Below are 16,745 nucleotides of genomic sequence, written 5' to 3'. Positions count from 1 at the left end.
TGCCAGATAACGATCAGTACGTATAATGGTGTGTGGCCAAGGCGAGGGCAGACTCTGCCGTTATCGACGAGGTGGCGCATGGAATCCCATGATTCGCGCCATTATTCTCTTGGCGCATTACCCATTATGTATAGAGTGGAGATTACCATGTCAGAAATTAAGATTACCGCTGAGCCCCGCCCCGATTTTGGGAAGGGCTACGCACGCCGCATCCGCGCAGCAGGCAACATTCCCGCCGTTATCTACGGCAACGGCAAAGAGCCTAAGCACGTGATCCTGCCGGGCCACGAGACCACCCTGGCTGTGCGCAACAAGGATGCCGTTCTGGTGATTGAGGTTGACGGCGAGCAGTTCAAGACTCGCGTGCAGGATATTCAGCGTCACCCGATCCGCCCCGAGCTGCAGCACATCGACCTGCTGTTTGTGGACTAATCCAATAGGCGGCAGATAACCGTATTGGGCGCGACCCGCACACGAACCTACCGGGCTCGGTGCGGGTCGCACCGTATCTGCCGGAACATTTCACACCCACAAGGGGGCTGATTTGTCACTACTCACACGATTCTTGAAGGGGCGGGCTGATATGTCTGATGCGTGGCTCATCGTTGGTTTGGGAAACCCCGGCCCGCAGTACGCTAAAACACGCCACAATATTGGGCAGATGGTGCTTGACGAGCTGGCGCGTGAGGTAGGCGGAACCTTCAAAAAACATCCTAAAGCATCCGCTGTCGTGGCTACGGGCCGTCTTGGTATGGGCGGGCCCAAGGTTGTGCTCATGAAATCGCTCGGGTACATGAACGTTTCGGGCGGTCCTGTCTCAGCGGTCGCAAAGTTCTACGGGATTGAGCCCGACCATGTGGTGGTGGTGCATGACGAGCTGGACATCCCCTTTGACACCATCAAACTTAAACGCGGTGGAGGAGAAGGCGGGCACAACGGCCTGCGTGACATTACTAAAGCGTTCGGCACTAAAGAGTACTACCGTGTGCGTGCTGGTATTGGCCGCCCGCCCGGTCGCATGAACACCGCAGATTTTGTGCTCAAACCGTTCTCCACGGCCGAGGCGAAAAACCTGCCTTTCCTGATCTCTAATGCGGCGGATGCGGTGCGTATGCTCGTTGAGAAAGGCCTAGTTGCGGCTCAGCAGCACTACCACTCCGCCTAGCTGCCGGGTACTGCGGCGGTGCTTTGGGGCGCGTGGTTGCTCACACCTAACTATCCTTCACCCCGGGTGGAGGAATAAGCTAGAAAAGTATGACGTTATGCCCCTGCCGGGTGCTTGCGCGCTGTGCGCCACACCCGGTTTTGGGCGTCCTAGACGCTTAGCATCCTTAAACTGGGCGTGCCCCACACGAGAGAAGAAGGTTACCGTGGCAGAATACTCGACCCCAGCGAACACGCCGTTGAATGACCAGCTGGTGCGCGATCTGCGCGCCGATTTCCCTATCCTCGGTACGCAGGTGAACGGGCACCCGCTGGTGTATCTGGATTCGGGGGCCACCAGCCAGAAACCCCTGCAGGTGCTTGATGCCGAACGTGACTTCTACCTGCACGCGAACTCTGCGGTACACCGGGGGGCGCACACTCTCGCAGTTGAAGCCACCGACTTGTTCGAGGATGCGCGAGCTACCGTTGCTCGTTTTGTGGGCGCCACTGACAAGGAACTCGTGTGGACCTCTAACGCTACTGAGGCATTGAACCTTATCGCTTACGCTATCGGGAACGCCTCTCAAGGGATTGGCGGGGAAAAAGCCGAACAGTTCGCCCTGGGTGAGGGTGATGAGATTGTCACCACCGAGGTGGAGCACCACGCCAACCTGATTCCCTGGCAGATCCTAGCCCAGCGCACCGGCGCAACCTTGCGCCACATTCCGGTGACCTCCGACGGTCAACTCGACTACGAGGCTGCTGAACAGATCGTGGGGCAGAACACCCGTATCTTAGCGTTCACGCATGTCTCTAATGTGACTGGTGCGATCACGGACGTGCCGTATATGGTGGCGCTCGCGCGGAAAGCGGGCGCACTCACTGTTCTTGACGCCTGCCAGTCAGTACCGCATATGCCCGTTGATTTTCCGGGTCTTGGGGTGGATTTCGCCGCATTTTCGGGGCATAAGATGCTCGCACCCACCGGTATCGGCGCACTCTATGGCCGTGCCGAGCTGCTGGATGCGTTACCGCCATTCCTTACCGGCGGTTCCATGATCACCCGTGTGGGGCTGGAAGATGCCGAGTACATGCCCGCTCCCATTAAGTTTGAGGCGGGCACCCAGCGGGTTTCGCAGACTGTGGCTTTTGCTGCCGCCGTGCGTTACCTTGAGCATGTGGGGATGGCCAATGTGCAGGCGTGGGAGCATGAGCTGGGGCAGCGCCTTGCTGCGGGTGTGCAGCAGATTGAGGGGGTGCGCCTGCTCGGGCCCGCCGACCCTGCCCGCCGCGCCGGGCTTGTGTCTTTGGCGATTGATGGGGTGCATCCGCACGATGTGGGTCAGCTTCTGGACACCTGGGGTATTGCGGTGCGAGTGGGGCACCATTGCGCCCAGCCGCTGCATAAGCTGTCGGGGGTGACCGCCTCCACCCGTGCCTCCGCCTACCTGTATAACACCACTGACGATATTGAGGCGTTCCTGGCTGCTTTGGCGAAGGTGCGCCCCTATTTTGGCCTGTAACCGCGCCGAACGCGCACCGTATCTACCTCTACACACTGCCGCAGAAATGGATGGATTATGTCTTTAGAATCGTTGTACCAAGAAATTATCCTGGAGCACTCCAAACAGCGTTCGGGTGAGCACCTCGTGGAGGTCCCTAACGGGCGTTGCAGCGCCGATAACCATCAGTACAACCCCACCTGTGGGGACGAGATTAACCTGCGCCTGGTGCTTGCCCAGGAGCCTCAAGACGGCGAGCAGGTGATCGAGTCAGTCTCATGGGAAGGTGATGGCTGCTCTATCTCAATGGCTGCGGCGTCGGTGCTTTCAGAGATGGCGCCGGGCATGACTGTGGGGGAACTGCAGCACCACGTGGATGCGTTCCGCCAGATGCTGCGTTCACGCGGTCAGATCACCCTGGATGAAGAAGAGTACGGCGATATGGCGGCATTCTCGGGGGTCTCAAAATTCATGGCCCGCGTCAAATGCGCAATGCTCTCCTGGGTTGCCGCCGAAGAAGCAGCCCGGGAGGCTGCAGGAAAACACGCGTAGTACGTTCTGGCGATGCCAACTGGTCAGCGGGGAATTTCTACCCCGCTGTATCAGTGGTGTATCTCTTGGGCACATACCAAACTGTTGCTTATGCTTTGGCGGTTTCATACCCGGACGATAGGAGCAGTACGGCAATCGAAGGTGCCTACTCGTTGAATAAATTCCACGCGTGGGGTGAGGGATCGTCGTAGAACATAAAATGATCTAATTCTTCCACCTCTATATTTTGGCAAAATAAACTGGTGTACATAATTTCAAAAAACTCTTTATAGGTGATTTTACTGTTGGGGGTTGGAAAAATACTTCCGCTATAAAAATTTAGTAAATCTTCCAACTGCGTCTCACTGCAGTTCGTAGTACAGTACAGAAAACTTAGCCGTATCTTATGCTGGTTTTCTGGTGAATAGTGCAATAGCTCAGGCCGTAGCAGGTCTTCGAGAATGATATTTCTGTCTTTCTCCGTGGATATATCCAAGTCAGCATACTGAGTTGTGGGTGTACCCGCGCATTCTAGAATTTCCCCGTCAAGTATAGTGAGTATATTAAGCGCGTAGAAGGTATTTATACGATTCTTTTTCATTGTAGAAGTCCTAGGTGCATAAACTGCTCATGGGTAAATGGTGATTATCCGAGAAAACTTTTAAGGTGCCGCTTTTTTTGGGGGGGGGTAGTTTAAGGATTTTTGGAAAATTCTCACGCATATAGTATGCCGATTGCATATCGAAGTTATTCACACTATCCCCTTCATTATTACCATAATTCTTAGTTTTTATGAGGCGAGTCGGCAAAAGATTACCCTAACTTCCTGCTGCTTGTGCTGTGACTGCTGACTAACAGAGGCCAATGAAGAGCGGGTATCCTCCCGGGGTGATTGGCGCGACCTTCACGATAAGCCTGCCGCGGAACTGAGCGGTGCTAGAATTAGGCTGGTGCCTGCAGATCACGGCTTTTCCCTCCCTAAATGCCCCTTGTTTTCATCCAAGAAACAGGGAACGGACAAGCGCTAGAGGTGCCACCAAAAATTTCATTATTCAGTCACCCACGAGAGAACCCCATGACCATCGGATACGCCGCCGGCGCCTACGACCTTTTCCACGTCGGCCACCTGAACATCCTGCGCCAAGCAAAAGCGAACTGCGACCACCTCATCGCCGGGGTGGTTCACGACGACGTGCTGGAACAAACCAAAGGCCGCCGACCCGTCATCCCGATTGAAGAACGCGCCGAAATCGTCAGCCACATTAGCTACGTGGACGAGGTGCATATTGAGACTAACCCGGATAAACTACATACCTGGTCTCAGAAGCCCTTTGACGTGTTCTTCAAAGGCGACGACTGGAAAGGCACCGAAAAAGGCATAGCCTTAGAAAACCGCTTCGCCGAAGTGGGGGTGCGTGTACACTACTTCCCGTACACCGAGCACACCTCAAGCACCAAGCTTCGTAAAGTTGTAGACCTGTTGGAGGCAGAACACGACGCAATCGAAGCTCTCGGGCGCATTATGCGCCTGCTGGATGATGAACAGCAGCACGGGGCCAGCATCAAAAGGGGTCTCATCGCTCAGGAGAACGACTAGCCGTCCAAAGCTCTCACCTGCTGGGGGAGGGCTTCTCTAAAAACTAAGCGGCAGGTGCACCACGCAAGGGGTGCACCTGCCGCTTTACGGTGCTACACGGGGTAAGCCGATGTGGGGCGGTAACCGCCCGAACACCGTCGTAGAACTAGCGTTACTGCTGTGCGGTCCACTTCTCAGCCGAGGTGCCCAGCACCTTCAGTACGCGGCCAACCTGCGGCTCAGCGGAGGCAGCAATCTTCTTGCCCACCAGCGGGATCGAGCAGGAAACCTCGCCGTTCACATCCACACGGGTCTGCTCGCCCTGGGATACCAGTGCCTGCGAAGCCTTAGCGTTCACCGGCATGCCGTTCACCTTCACCTCGGTATCCACGGTACGGGAACCATCAGCGGCGGGGGCGCTTACGCGGTCAACCTGAGTCATATTAACGCCATTGGACACAAATTTACGGGCAATATCGGGCACACGGTCCGAGGGGATGGTGCGCACAGTAGTTGCGGTGAACTCACCGGAAGCGTCGCCCTCAAGGGAGAAGCTTTCAAACTCAACGCCGACCTCAGAGCACACGAATCGCGCAAAGTCCTCGCTCGCGTAAGCGGTAGCGATCTGCTCAACGGTCACGTTAACTACGGTGGATTCCTGAACTGACATAGTTTTCCTTTCCAACAGTGCGCGGGTTATCCCAAGACGCACAAACCATATACAAGGCTACCGCGCCTCGGAAGTCAAAAGAGACCGGCGGCGGTAAAAATAGCTGAGAATATCCTGTGAGCTTCGTAGGCTATAAATTTAGAATACTGCTTATTTTGGGCACGGCAAACCAGGGCGGTGTGAACTTAAAAACACAATCCTAAGCATTAGGAGTTAAAGAGCTAATCCGAGCCATTTCACGTTTACCCAAAAAATGCGCCCGGGCAGCATTTTTAAAACGAGTCACATAACCCTCGGTGCGGTGCGAACGACCCGTAAGAAGGTCATGAAGAGCCTCAGAAAGCTGCTCAGCTGAGACCTCAGGGGCAGCAACATACGGTTCAGCAGAACGGAACAGAGAAGGATTAGCCAACGCCAAATTAAGCTTATCGAACAGCTCCGCGCGGCTATTGACCACCACCGCGTGGCCACGTTTTTCCATCAGATCAGCAAAGGGAACCTGGTGGTTATCGACCACCTCATCAAACTCCGCGCGGCGTGGTACCACCAGCGGAATAGCACCGGTACGGCGTGCATCCTGAATCGAACCGGGGCCGCCCTGAACAACCACCACAGAGGCCGTAGCATAGTAGCCCATGAGATCCCCAGCAGGCATGAGCCTTACATTCTCGCCACGCTCAATAGGTGCGGTATGGCCGTGCTGCACCAGGCAGCTAAGATGCGGGTTCTCCTTAAGATACGCATCAACCCAACGCAGAAGCCTATCAAACCTGTGGTAATCAGTACCTAAAGAGATGACAAGGTCATATGTTTTAGTGGGAATATTAACCGGATCTGTATTAGGTGTGAGAACGGGCACGCCAGAATTAGCGTCGCTGACGCTAACATCCGGGAAATTGTGAATAGACATAGCCTATTCCTCTCTATGCTTTTATCGGTGAGGGTACTCAGCAAGCACATCCGGAAAATGCGCCGGTTTAGCCGAGGCGGAAAATAAAACCGGGTGAGGCAAGTACCCCACAGCTACGGTATATGTGTAGCGTCCTTTAAATATACCCCTAAAAAGGAACGAGGACGCGGATTAGCGGCGGCTCAACGTGTGAGACGCGCCAACCCCCTAAAAGATCGGGTGAATCACCCGTGAATCGGGGAAATTCTTCTGCTGCTCATCGCTTTGAACATTGAAATCATCCGCGAGCACGTACAGCATTTTTCCCGTCATCGTCGGCAGGGTGGGGCGGTCGTAGCACTCAATGTAGAGGGTCTTAGCCCGGAAGAGCTTAGCCGCCACAAAGAACGGAACCGCCACCCCCGCCCCGGCAGAGACCACCACATCGGGCCTCTCCCGGGGGAAAATCTTGAACGCCAAAAACAGGTTACGGATGGCATTCTTCACGTTGCGGGTGGTGGGGTAGTAGGCCCAGTACACCTTCTCCTCCGCCAGCGCAGACTCAACATCGGGCTGCTTAAAACTTACCCACACACGCTCATAGTTCTGCCACGCATCAAACGTGGCCGTCAGATGCTTCAGATGCCCACCGCTGCTGGAAACAAGCAGCAGCTTCGAGGGCTTCTTACGCAGTCGCTCCATCAACCTTCTCCTTCTCAGGGTCGGTGTCCATAAAGATCGCGATACTCACGGTGTTTTCCAGGGTCCGCAGGTGCGAGAACAGCTCACGAACCTGTGCCCGGGAGCTCAGCTCACCCACCGGCACTAAGCACACGCGGCATGCTTCGGATAAACGCAGCAAAGTAGACAGGGGCGCCTCATCGGCCAAGTTAATGACCATCGGAATCTCATTACTCTCAATAACCTGCTCGGGCGAGTAATGCTCAAGCACCTTGCTCAAAGCCGGGTAGTCCGTAAAGTACGCCTTACCGCTGGGGATAGTACGGTATAGCTGCCGGTGCAGCTGATCCGCCAACGCAGGAGAATCCGAGACAATCACAATGCCCGAAATATTAGAAGCCCGCAGGTTGCCGTCAGGCGAGCCGATACGGCGCATCAGCAGCAGCGTATCCTCATCAGAGGACCGCGGGCGCACCGTCTGCACCGGAATCCCCAGATCCTTCAAACGATCTGAGTACCCCACAGTACGCATCATACGGTCGTACACGTACGCGATGAGTACGCCCAGCAGCAGACCCGTACCCACACCCGCCAAGGCAGTCTTCCTGTGCCCCAGCCCGGTGGCTTTCTTCGGCGGCTGAGCCTCAGTCAGCACACGCCCGCCGACCGTGGAGGTCAGCTGGATCTGGTTACGACGCTCCCGCATCTGCGAAATTTTCGCAGAGTTCGCGTTTCCGTTATTATTCTTATCCTCATCTTCAAGCTGCTTAATCTGAGCGTCAAGCTTCTTCACGCTATCGGTGATGGTTTCCTTCAGGTTATTCTGACGAACCTCCAGGTAGGCCTTGGCGATAGCATTCGCGTACTGCGCGGAACGCTTAGCGTTGGAATCGCTCACCTCAATGTCAAGCACCGCAGTCTGCGAGGTGGGAACCACCTTAGTTGAGTTCATCAGCTTGTCGGTAAGCTTGGAGTCATTATCAACGCCCTCAGAGCGCAGATTATCTGCGGCCTTATCAGCCACCTCACGCGACCCAGCCGCGCGGGACTCGGTAGAGATATCCACCTTCAGAGAATTTGCGTTACCACCAGCAGCGGGATCGGTCACCAGCGGGTTCACCAGCACGCTCGACTTAGCGGTGTACTTAGGCGGAGCGAGGAAGCTAAACGCCACCGCTATGAGAGTGCAGACCACAATGGTGATAATCACAATCATCTTGTGGCGCCACACCCGGTGTAGCTGCTCCCGCAGGGACACCGCGGGGGCGTCCGTAGTTGCGGACAGTTTACTCATAGTGTTCTCTCCCTGTATCGATAGTTGATGTGCCAGCGCGGAACGCGTCCCAGCGCCCTTACCCCCGCCCTTGCGGGAGGCCAGGAACCGTTCAATGCCCAGCTGGGTTCGAAAATAGTACAGAAGCGCGACGTATGAAGGGGCCAACAATATCACATAGAGGACAAGCCCCAACAGGCCCTGGCCCACAATCGTTAGCACCACAAATGAGCATCCCAGCGGCACCAAAGCCCCTAGGGTGAGGGCAGGTGCCATCTCCGTCAGGCTGGTGCGGATGCCCACCAGGCGAAACACCTGGTAGCTCGCCAAGAAAGTATCAATCAGAAGCGCTGAAGCCCACGCCGTCACCGCGCCGTACAGGCCCCAGAGCGGAACCAACGCAACGTTGAGAATGATCGCCACCGCCAGTGAAGACAGCTTATTGAGCAGCTGCCAACGGCTTTTACCGCTCATCAGCAGAATAGACTGCACACCGCCAGCGCTCATTGAGAGCATCGCTGCGGGACAGATAACCCACAGGATGCCGGCCCCCTCTTCGAAGCCCTTCCCGAAGAACCCCAGCAGGGTGGGGCCAAACGCCGCCAATGTCAGGTAAAACGGCCAGGAAATGGCGGTGAGTACGCGGGTGGTAGCCAGGAAGATCTGCCGCGCCCGATCAATGTTCTGGGTGGCCAGCGCTGCGCTAATGGACGGCCCGGTAACGATGCGGCCCGTGTGCTCAACCATCGTACCCACGCGTACACACCGGTTCACCGCGCCGTATACACCACCGGCGGCAGGCCCCAGAACGGTGGTGACGGTGAGTACGTCAATCCATTCGAGGATGGTCTCAACAATGGTTGCCACTCCGCGCGCAGAACTGAACGTCCAAAATGAGTGGGCGCTCTCCTGCGGGGTGGTTGCGGCAGCCTCAGACTGCGGACGATCTTTACTGCGCGGCATATAGGATTCAACTACCCACAGAGTCAGCAGCGCCGTAGCCGCCACCGGAAGGGTCCACGCAAACACCAGATCCAGCAGGTGCCCTGAGGCGAATACCACCAGCGCGATTGCACCGAAGCGTAGGGTCGGCAACAGAACGTTCTGCATGACGGTAAACGTGACCACATGGTTCAGCCCGCGCAGCGCCCCAAAATACACCGACATTACGGCCGCGACGATCACGAACAGAGCACTCATCCGAAGCGCCACTGCATACTCGTGCGGCATCGGTACCGCCACCGAGTAGATGCACGCCACGGCGGTGATGCCCAGCGACAGCGCCAGAGGCGGCAGCACCGCGTAACGGATCAGTCGGGGAATAGCGGAGTACCTGCCCAGTGCGTTCTGCGCCGAGATAGTACGCACCAGCCCCGTGTCGGCACCGAAAACAGCCGTTGAGGTAGCAATAGCAAACAGCGCCATGAGGCGAAAAAACTCGCCTGCCCCAGCCGGACCAATACCGTTTGACACCACCAGGGTCGTCCCAAACGCGATCGCGGCGCCATACATGACGCACAGCGAGGACAGAGAGCCGCTGCGGGCCAAGGACTTGGGCTTAGTCGCCGTCACAGTCCCTCCCCGTAATAATTCGAGCGCACACACAGCGCTGAACTCAGCAGCAGCACGCTCAGCTGAGTAATATCAAAACTATAGAAAATGAGCACTACAAAGCAGCTAACCGGAACAGCATGAAGCCAGTACCCGGAGGCAGTGCTCACCCGAAGGCCTGAGAACACTGCGCTTGATAAGAAAACAAGGAACAGGCCCAGGCCCACAAAGCCAAAGCAGAACATGAGTGTCCACAGGTAGCCCTGGGTGCCCATCGAAACCCCCACGCTGGGTTCCATACGGGGGGTGCCGTAGCCTACGATGGGGGATTGCAGGGTGGCCTCCCACGTGGATTTATACAGTGCGGCACGTCCACCGGTGGAGTCGGAATAGTTCTGGCGGCCCAGAATTTCGGCGACAGTACCGGTAGCAAAAAGCCCAATGACACCCACAGCAACCACGCCTACGCCGAATGCCACGGCACGCCAGTTACGAGCAAATAGCTGCCGCAGCAGAACATAGGCAACAACAATTCCTAAACCAATGAACATGCCTCGGTTACTGGTCTTCACCGCTGGGACGGTTGAGAGCAGCAAAGCAACCACGAGCCCTACCTGGGCCCACCGGTTCCGCAGACGCAGCAGGTACGCCAGCATGATTGGGGTCAGCAGCGTGTACGCCAGGCCCCAGCTATTTGCGTAGGGAAACGGTGCGGAAGGGCGGTTATATGCTTCGGGGGCACCCCACGGGCGCTGCACCTCCGCAAGTGGGGGAAGCATGTAATCACGCGCCAGAGGGTTCTGCAGAATTGAGGCGGGCATGATGAAACTCATGGGGGTTTGCAGCCTAAAATTAGGAAAAAGCACCCCACCCCAGCCGAGGATCACAAGAGTGACCCAGAGGGTCACCAACCCGCCCAGCAAACGATCCGGAGTGATCGCGGCGCGCGCATTGAAGTAGTAAAGCGTAAAAACACCCGCGCAAAAAACACCCGAGAACCGGAACCCCCACGCAATAAGGTCTGTGGGCTCTACCAGCGACACCGCACAGACAACCACCCAGAACGTGAGAGCACCCCACACCCACAGGGCAGGGTAGATACGTACCGACCCGCGCACCAGCATATAGCCGAGCATCACAAAGGCAAGGATAATCGGGGCAATCTGCAGCAGCCCAAGTGCCCAGATGATTGGGAACCCATACAGCAGGGTGAGCAGCGGCCACGCTGGCAGAGCCGGGGCGTTCTGATTATTGGGTAGGCCACGCCCGGCGGACATCGTCTCAATGTCCGCCTTTTTCAGAATCGTCAGGGCGGCCGTAACTGTGTTGGGCACGGTCTAAAGGCCCCTGCCTGTTTTCTGCACCGCATCCAGCAGGGTCTGCGGTTTTACAACACCAAGAGCCACCGGGTATGCGGCCCAGGCGCGCAGCTGCGTCTTATCGCGGTGCAGGGAAGAACGGGCAAACGCAAATGCCTCTTTCTTATGGCCCAGCGCTGCGTGCGCGAACGCCACCTGCCCGGCCACGCGCGCCACACCCTTGGGGTAACGCTCAAATTCAGGGAACTTACGCAGCAGGTAGGTGAGGCCATCAGCAATGTACTGCCACTGACCGGCAAAAAAGGACGGCCGATCCCACAGCACCCTAACCAGCGGTTGGGGTACGGAAAGAATATCGCCGTGCTTGGTAGCGCGCAGCAGCAGGTCATAGTCTTCCCCGTAAGAGGCAGGCAGCTGCTCATCCACCAGACCGACGGGGCCATCCACCAAGTCAGAGCGGGAGTACAGCATTGCGGAGGGGTGAACCTCGGTGATCCGTGAGCGCAGGAAGTCATCGAAAGTAGCGCGTTCGGGGGCTAGGCGCACGATGTTCCGCCCGTCCGAGCGCACCGTAATACCAGATGAGATACCCACCGCATCCGGGTTAGCTCGCCACAATGCCACCTGTTCGGTGAGTTTGCCCGGCATCCAGGTGTCGTCATCGTCACAGAATCCCAGGATTATTCCTGTGGCCTCCAGAATGCCGCTATTGCGTGCGCCAGCTAGCCCACCGGTACGTGTGTTTTCAATAATACGTAGTGACCGATTCTCGCTGATTTCAATATCGGAGAGCGGGTCAGGGGTGACACGGTCGTAGACGATCACCACCTCAACGGGGCCCGGGTACTGCTGATCGAGAATTGCGGTGACTGCGGTGCGTAAGCTTTGCATGCGTTTTCCATTGGTGGCAATCACAACGCTGACGGAGGGGATGCGGGATTCAAATTGAAGCATAGTGACTCCTACTGGGCGGGTGTGGTTGGGGTTGAGAGAGTAACGTACTTGCGGCGCATTGAGAGCAGCACGGTTGCGGCGTTCGCGGCGAAAAGCAGGGCGTAGATGACCACGAAAAGCGGCCCGAAGCCCCACACGATAAAAATCCAGCAGAGGGTACCCGCGTCCATGTGCAGGTTAATGAAAGAACGCATTGTGCCACCGGTTGAAGGGGCAGCAGTTTTACGGTTGTTCCGCAGCTGTTCGGCAAGGATCTGGCTCATGAAATGCCCTGCGGTCAGCACGGTGAACGCCATGGGCAGCCACCATAGGCTCCAGCCGGAGGGGAAACCATCGGCAGCTCCGGTCAGGGAAAAATGCTGGGGGTAACGAATGAACCCTACCAAGGCGGCAAGGTGGATGCAGGGTACACGGATTGAATCAACCACATGGTCAAGCCATTCCCCGGCGGGGGAGGACGCCCCGGTTACGCGGGCGACCTGCCCATCGGCGGAATCCAGGCCGTACCCAAGGGCAAAGAGCAGCGCCACCGCTAGTGCTGTTAGCGCTGTGGGAGGAGCCAGTAGGAGAGTGAGAATACCCGCAGCCGAGCATACGGCACTAATAGCCGTCACACCGTTCGGCGTAATACCCATTGCAACGGCCGCGGCTGCAAAGTAACGAGCAACGCGGCGATTAACCCAGCGGGTGTAGGCGGGTACGCCGTGCCCCGGCTTCTGGGCGCGCTCAAGCGCGGTGAGGGTTTCAGCGAAACCCGGCCTGGTTGCAGGGCGAGCCGGCGTAGACATGTGTAAGTGTTCCTCTATATCGGTGTGACATTGTAGCTATGGGCGGTCACACGGCACGCCCTTATGTGCGCATCAACGGTACGCTAATACGCACATAATAAAAGCACAGTGCGGCCGGGGAAGGCACAAACTACTAATCCAACTATATAGATAAAGGACGCATGGAACAAAGAAAAGAGGCTTAGATAACCGGAATCACATCAATGATAGGGTGAGTGTAAAAATATTAGTCTTGTGGTTATTGATACATGCCTGAGGAAGTGCCTTACCCTTACCCCCGTCTGACGGCAAGAGAGTGTGTTGTCAAAAAACTTCACTATACAACGAATGGCTTATAGATATTCCACAAAAGGAACTCTATAAGCCATTCATTAATGGGGGTATAACCTGCCTGCAACCGTGTTATAACACCTAGCAGTTAGCGTTATTTGGCCAGTCATGTTCGGCAATTTTCCACTTGCCGTCCACCTGCACCAGCGTGTAAATATTCAGAGACCGTTTAGGCGTATTGTCGGAAGGAAGCTCCTTGCCGTCTTTATCAACTGTTTTCACGTTGGAAGAGTCCACGCACACTTCCAAGAGGCGTGCAGGCTGACCCTTGTAGGTGGTTTCGGTCATGCGCGGGTTACCCACCACAGTACTCGTGCCTTCGGTGTGCGTGCCGGTCATTGCATGCTCGGCAGCTGAGGAGGTGTACTCACCAGCGGCAGCACCAGTAGACATCTCTTCAATGGCTTTAATGGTGTCGTCATCAAGGGCCTGGCGGGCCTGTTCCTTCTTGCCGTTCTCATCGTTGCTGCCCTCTTCATCGCCCTGCTGCCGCTGCGGCTCAGGGGCAGGTTTTACCTTCGCGAGGGTATTTTCGTAGGAGGAACGCAGGTTATCGAGTTCTTTCACCTCAGGGGAATCAGCCGCAACGGTGGGGGCATCCTTAATCTTCTCAGCGCCTGCATAGTTCTCGTCTGGCTTGGGTCCGTTATCTTCCGGCTCTGCCGACGGGGTAGGCTCCGCCGACGTAGTAGTAGCGGACTCGGTAGGAGACTGCGAAGGGCTCTGAGAGGTTGAAGTGGCTGACGATGAGCTGGAGGAGGTACTGGCACTGGCTGAGGACGAAGAGCTCTGCGCCTCATTGTTGTTATTGTCTGTGTTGGAGCACGCCGCCAACGCAAGCAAAAGTGAACCAGATACAAGCACGCTGGTGAGCGCACGGCGAGCGGATAGATTTGTGGTGGGCATAGTAAACCTTACATCGGTGACTGGGATAACGCCCTGACGGGGCGCCTAGTGAGTGAATACAGTATGAAATTATGCGGCGGATGCCCCCAGCCTAACACAGCTGCATGGGTGCCGCCGACGGTAAAAACCACCCCGCCCGCCAAAGCGACGGGCGGGGCGATCTTACCGGCGCACAGTGGCGCGTGAACCCTGATTAGACGCGGGCTTCAGGGCTACCAGCCGAGTAGTTATCCGAGGCGTCAACCGCACGCACAGAGTAACGTGCGCCATCCTGGTGTGCTACCGAGTAGTTGGTGCCCGTCACGGTCGCAATGACGCGGCCGTTACGGATCACCTGGTAGCGTGCACCCTGCTCGGCACCCGACCAGCTGAGCTTGTCGTTATTGCCCGAACGCTGTGCCCTCAAGCCCGAAGGGGCTGCGGGAGGAGTCACATCGCGCGGTGCGTAACGTGCGAAGCCGACGGTACGCTGCTCGCCTTTCTCGCCCAGGGAGCGGTTAATATCGCCGCCAACCCACAGGTTGCCGCGGGAATCCACGAAGGACTCCCACACGCCGAAGCCGCGGGCACCCTTCAGAATGGGGTTGAACTCGCCCAGCATCTTGCCGCTCTCCCGGTCGAAAGCAGCTACGAGGCGGATATTGTGCACCTGAGAGTAATCCTGCCAGTAGCCGTAGTAGCTCTGCGAGCCCTCAAAGATGGAGTCGCCGCAGTGGCAGGCACCGTAGACCACATCACCGTTCAGGTGCAGATCCTGGAAGTCGCCGCCTTCACGGGTAATTGCGCTGCTCTTACGGGCGTAACCGTTCTTGCTGTACTGGGCGATCATGTGCTCAGTACCGCCGGTCCACACATCAGCACCGGTATCCTGAACATCGAACTGGAAACCCCACATGTAGCGGGCACCGGGCTGTGCCTCCAGAGACGGCTTCCACTCCCAGTTAATGGGGGTTGCGTCAGCACCGTTCAGGGCTGCAAGCCGGAAAGCGCTGGAACCGCTCACCTCGGAGAAGTAACCAGCCGCGTGCACCGTCGAGTTATCGGCGGCGGCGTTAATGCCGTTCACAGTGCCGTTGAACTTAGGACGCCACTTCCAGTCGACGGAGCCGTCGCTGAGCTTAATGCGGGCACCGCCACGAGCGTAGGCGGCGTTCTTAGACGTATTACCCTTCACGTGGGTGAAGTTACCGCCGATGTACAGGTAACCGTCCTGCACCTGCAAGGTCTTCACCTGTGCTGCGGCGGAGCTGCGACGTTCGATCTGGATATCCCAGGTCTTGTCAATCTCGCCGGTGGTCGCATTCAGGATCACGAAGTGGTTAGCGGGCTGCCCGTTCACCTGGGTGAATTCGCCACCCACGGCCAGGCGGTTGCCCGGCAGAGCCTCAATAGCCTTAATCTGGCCGTTGAACTTGGGTGCAAACGAACGTACCAGCTCGCCGCTATCAACGTTATAACCAGCAAGGTACTGCTGGTTTACACGCTCACCATTGGCAGACTCAACATATGCGAAGTCGCCGCCGGTGAAGACGGTGTCACCCACCTGAGTAATAGCCTGCACGTAGGTGTTCATCTCGCCCACCTTACCGGATGCGGTCTGCTCGCTGGTGCGCCAACGTACCGGCATGGAGTAGCTGTTCGGCAGGGCGCGACGGTTACTTGCTGCCGCACCAACCTGGCCGAAGTTCAAATCACGCTGGGTCAGTTTAGGGCGCAGATACACCTGGGTGAAGGGGATCGCATTACCGTAGCTGCCGTTCTTCTGGTAAATGTACGAGCTGGAGCTCTCATTACCGCGGGTCACATCAGCACCATAGGCGAAACCAATACGCCACCCCTGGTCGCGGTTAGCGAAGAAACGTACCGCCGAGGTGCCGTATCCGGGGGCCATCTGGCTCGGCTGATCCCGAGGGGTGTATGAGTTGTTGCCGCCCGCACCCGAGAAGGTGAAAGGGCCCCAGTGCTGGGCGTAGCTCATGGCCCACGACCACTGTGCGGTCTGCAGGCGCGGGGTACGAACCTCCTGCCACTGCGTGCCGCTGGGATCGTAGGCACGGCGCAGACGCATACCATCGGGAAGATCCTGCGGTTTCGTGCCGTTCAGCAGAGCATCCACAGTATTTGAGGAAAGCTGAACCGGTTTAAACGCCGCAGAACCGGTGGGATTCTTGTGCAGCTGGTCAGCGTTACCAACACCACCGTAGGATTCGGTCCAGCCCTCACGGCCGCGACCGACCATTACCCAGCCGCCGCCATCAGTTTCCTGGTCGCAGTAGAACTGCTGGGGTGCACTCATCTGCGGGGTGTACAGCCAGTAGGCACCCGACTTCGCGTTGGGATTCACCTGTTTAACCTCGTAGCAACTAGCTGCCGCTTTATCGCTACTGGTACCGTCGTGGGAGGTGTCGGCAGCTGAAGCCGCCGGGAAGGAAGACATCGTCAAAACGGTGCTTAGGGCTAGGGCTATAGAAGCCCAGCGGGTTTTGTGTGAAGTGGTTCTCATTGGTTTTTTCATATGTTCTTTCCAAAACCGGCCCCCAACGGTGGGTGCCAAAGATTGTGGTGAATACTGAGGTACCACTCGATAAAACCACTATCGTATGAGATAAGGGAGGTAAAACCTTGGGGT

14 protein-coding genes are annotated in these 16,745 nt (G+C 57.0%); 5 read left to right on the top strand and 9 right to left on the bottom strand.

The annotated features are described in order from the left end of the window. The first annotated feature begins 147 nt into the window (after window positions 1-147). The 5 genes from I6I94_RS03540 (at window position 148) to I6I94_RS03520 (ending at window position 4,776) form a co-directional block, all read left to right on the top strand. On the top strand, window positions 148-432 hold the full coding sequence (locus I6I94_RS03540) for a 50S ribosomal protein L25 (RefSeq protein WP_128087555.1): 285 nt from the start codon (window positions 148-150) through the stop codon (window positions 430-432). A 151-nt stretch (window positions 433-583) separates the two neighbouring features. Beyond that, a complete protein-coding gene (gene pth, locus I6I94_RS03535; RefSeq protein ID WP_126500835.1) occupies window positions 584-1,165 on the top strand; it encodes an aminoacyl-tRNA hydrolase in 582 nt (193 codons plus the stop codon). Window positions 1,166-1,370: 205 nt separating this feature from the next. Next, entirely contained in the window at window positions 1,371-2,669 is a 1,299-nt protein-coding gene (locus tag I6I94_RS03530; protein ID WP_201620881.1) for a SufS family cysteine desulfurase, read from the top strand. A gap of 57 nt (window positions 2,670-2,726) precedes the next feature. Then, the gene (gene sufU / locus I6I94_RS03525; protein WP_128087556.1) at window positions 2,727-3,200 is read left to right on the top strand and encodes a Fe-S cluster assembly sulfur transfer protein SufU; all 474 of its coding nucleotides are present in this window, start codon (window positions 2,727-2,729) and stop codon (window positions 3,198-3,200) included. A 1,054-nt stretch (window positions 3,201-4,254) separates the two neighbouring features. Further along, window positions 4,255-4,776 carry an adenylyltransferase/cytidyltransferase family protein gene (locus I6I94_RS03520; protein WP_006888167.1) on the top strand — a complete coding sequence of 174 codons (522 nt, stop codon included), beginning with the start codon at window positions 4,255-4,257 and terminating at the stop codon, window positions 4,774-4,776. Between the two features lie 151 nt (window positions 4,777-4,927). On the opposite strand, the gene I6I94_RS03515 is transcribed toward I6I94_RS03520, so the two are convergent. The 9 genes from I6I94_RS03515 to I6I94_RS03475 all read right to left on the bottom strand — a co-directional run bounded on the left by I6I94_RS03515 (window position 4,928) and on the right by I6I94_RS03475 (window position 16,619). Next, complete coding sequence (locus I6I94_RS03515) at window positions 4,928-5,425, bottom strand: DUF2505 domain-containing protein (RefSeq protein WP_006888039.1); 498 nt, start codon at window positions 5,423-5,425, stop codon at window positions 4,928-4,930. Window positions 5,426-5,624: 199 nt separating this feature from the next. Next, a complete protein-coding gene (locus I6I94_RS03510) occupies window positions 5,625-6,335 on the bottom strand; it encodes a glycosyltransferase (RefSeq protein ID WP_006888214.1) in 711 nt (236 codons plus the stop codon). A gap of 207 nt (window positions 6,336-6,542) precedes the next feature. After that, window positions 6,543-7,016, bottom strand: a complete 474-nt coding sequence (locus tag I6I94_RS03505; RefSeq protein ID WP_006888063.1) for a UDP-N-acetylglucosamine--LPS N-acetylglucosamine transferase — start codon at window positions 7,014-7,016, stop codon at window positions 6,543-6,545. Then, the gene (locus tag I6I94_RS03500) at window positions 7,000-9,780 is read right to left on the bottom strand and encodes a Wzz/FepE/Etk N-terminal domain-containing protein (RefSeq protein WP_094758333.1); all 2,781 of its coding nucleotides are present in this window, start codon (window positions 9,778-9,780) and stop codon (window positions 7,000-7,002) included. The genes I6I94_RS03505 and I6I94_RS03500 overlap by 17 nt, the downstream gene beginning before the upstream one ends. Before the next feature lie 56 nt (window positions 9,781-9,836). Further along, complete coding sequence (locus tag I6I94_RS03495; protein ID WP_236588924.1) at window positions 9,837-11,153, bottom strand: O-antigen ligase family protein; 1,317 nt, start codon at window positions 11,151-11,153, stop codon at window positions 9,837-9,839. A 3-nt stretch (window positions 11,154-11,156) separates the two neighbouring features. Beyond that, entirely contained in the window at window positions 11,157-12,092 is a 936-nt protein-coding gene (locus I6I94_RS03490; RefSeq protein ID WP_128087557.1) for a glycosyltransferase family 2 protein, read from the bottom strand. An 8-nt stretch (window positions 12,093-12,100) separates the two neighbouring features. Beyond that, complete coding sequence (locus tag I6I94_RS03485; RefSeq protein WP_201620880.1) at window positions 12,101-12,880, bottom strand: CDP-alcohol phosphatidyltransferase family protein; 780 nt, start codon at window positions 12,878-12,880, stop codon at window positions 12,101-12,103. Window positions 12,881-13,291: 411 nt separating this feature from the next. Then, window positions 13,292-14,116 carry a hypothetical protein gene (locus tag I6I94_RS03480; RefSeq protein ID WP_201620879.1) on the bottom strand — a complete coding sequence of 275 codons (825 nt, stop codon included), beginning with the start codon at window positions 14,114-14,116 and terminating at the stop codon, window positions 13,292-13,294. A 193-nt stretch (window positions 14,117-14,309) separates the two neighbouring features. After that, window positions 14,310-16,619, bottom strand: coding sequence for a fibrinogen-like YCDxxxxGGGW domain-containing protein (locus I6I94_RS03475; RefSeq protein WP_236588923.1), 2,310 nt, complete (start codon window positions 16,617-16,619; stop codon window positions 14,310-14,312). Between the last annotated feature and the right edge of the window lie 126 nt (window positions 16,620-16,745).

Origin of the sequence: Rothia aeria (assembly GCF_016726365.1) — a bacterium.
Lineage (GTDB): Bacteria > Actinomycetota > Actinomycetes > Actinomycetales > Micrococcaceae > Rothia > Rothia aeria.
This window is presented reverse-complemented; position numbering and strand designations above follow the sequence as displayed.

Coding starts and splice junctions, on each gene's coding strand:
- I6I94_RS03540 (WP_128087555.1), top strand. CDS start 148: ATGTCAGAAATTAAGATTACCGCTGAGCCCCGCCCCGATTTTGGGAAG.
- I6I94_RS03475 (WP_236588923.1), bottom strand. CDS start 16,619: ATGAGAACCACTTCACACAAAACCCGCTGGGCTTCTATAGCCCTAGCC.
- I6I94_RS03505 (WP_006888063.1), bottom strand. CDS start 7,016: ATGGAGCGACTGCGTAAGAAGCCCTCGAAGCTGCTGCTTGTTTCCAGC.
- I6I94_RS03520 (WP_006888167.1), top strand. CDS start 4,255: ATGACCATCGGATACGCCGCCGGCGCCTACGACCTTTTCCACGTCGGC.
- I6I94_RS03490 (WP_128087557.1), bottom strand. CDS start 12,092: ATGCTTCAATTTGAATCCCGCATCCCCTCCGTCAGCGTTGTGATTGCC.
- I6I94_RS03510 (WP_006888214.1), bottom strand. CDS start 6,335: ATGTCTATTCACAATTTCCCGGATGTTAGCGTCAGCGACGCTAATTCT.
- I6I94_RS03515 (WP_006888039.1), bottom strand. CDS start 5,425: ATGTCAGTTCAGGAATCCACCGTAGTTAACGTGACCGTTGAGCAGATC.
- pth (WP_126500835.1), top strand. CDS start 584: ATGTCTGATGCGTGGCTCATCGTTGGTTTGGGAAACCCCGGCCCGCAG.
- I6I94_RS03485 (WP_201620880.1), bottom strand. CDS start 12,880: ATGTCTACGCCGGCTCGCCCTGCAACCAGGCCGGGTTTCGCTGAAACC.
- sufU (WP_128087556.1), top strand. CDS start 2,727: ATGTCTTTAGAATCGTTGTACCAAGAAATTATCCTGGAGCACTCCAAA.
- I6I94_RS03480 (WP_201620879.1), bottom strand. CDS start 14,116: ATGCCCACCACAAATCTATCCGCTCGCCGTGCGCTCACCAGCGTGCTT.
- I6I94_RS03500 (WP_094758333.1), bottom strand. CDS start 9,780: ATGTATGGCGCCGCGATCGCGTTTGGGACGACCCTGGTGGTGTCAAAC.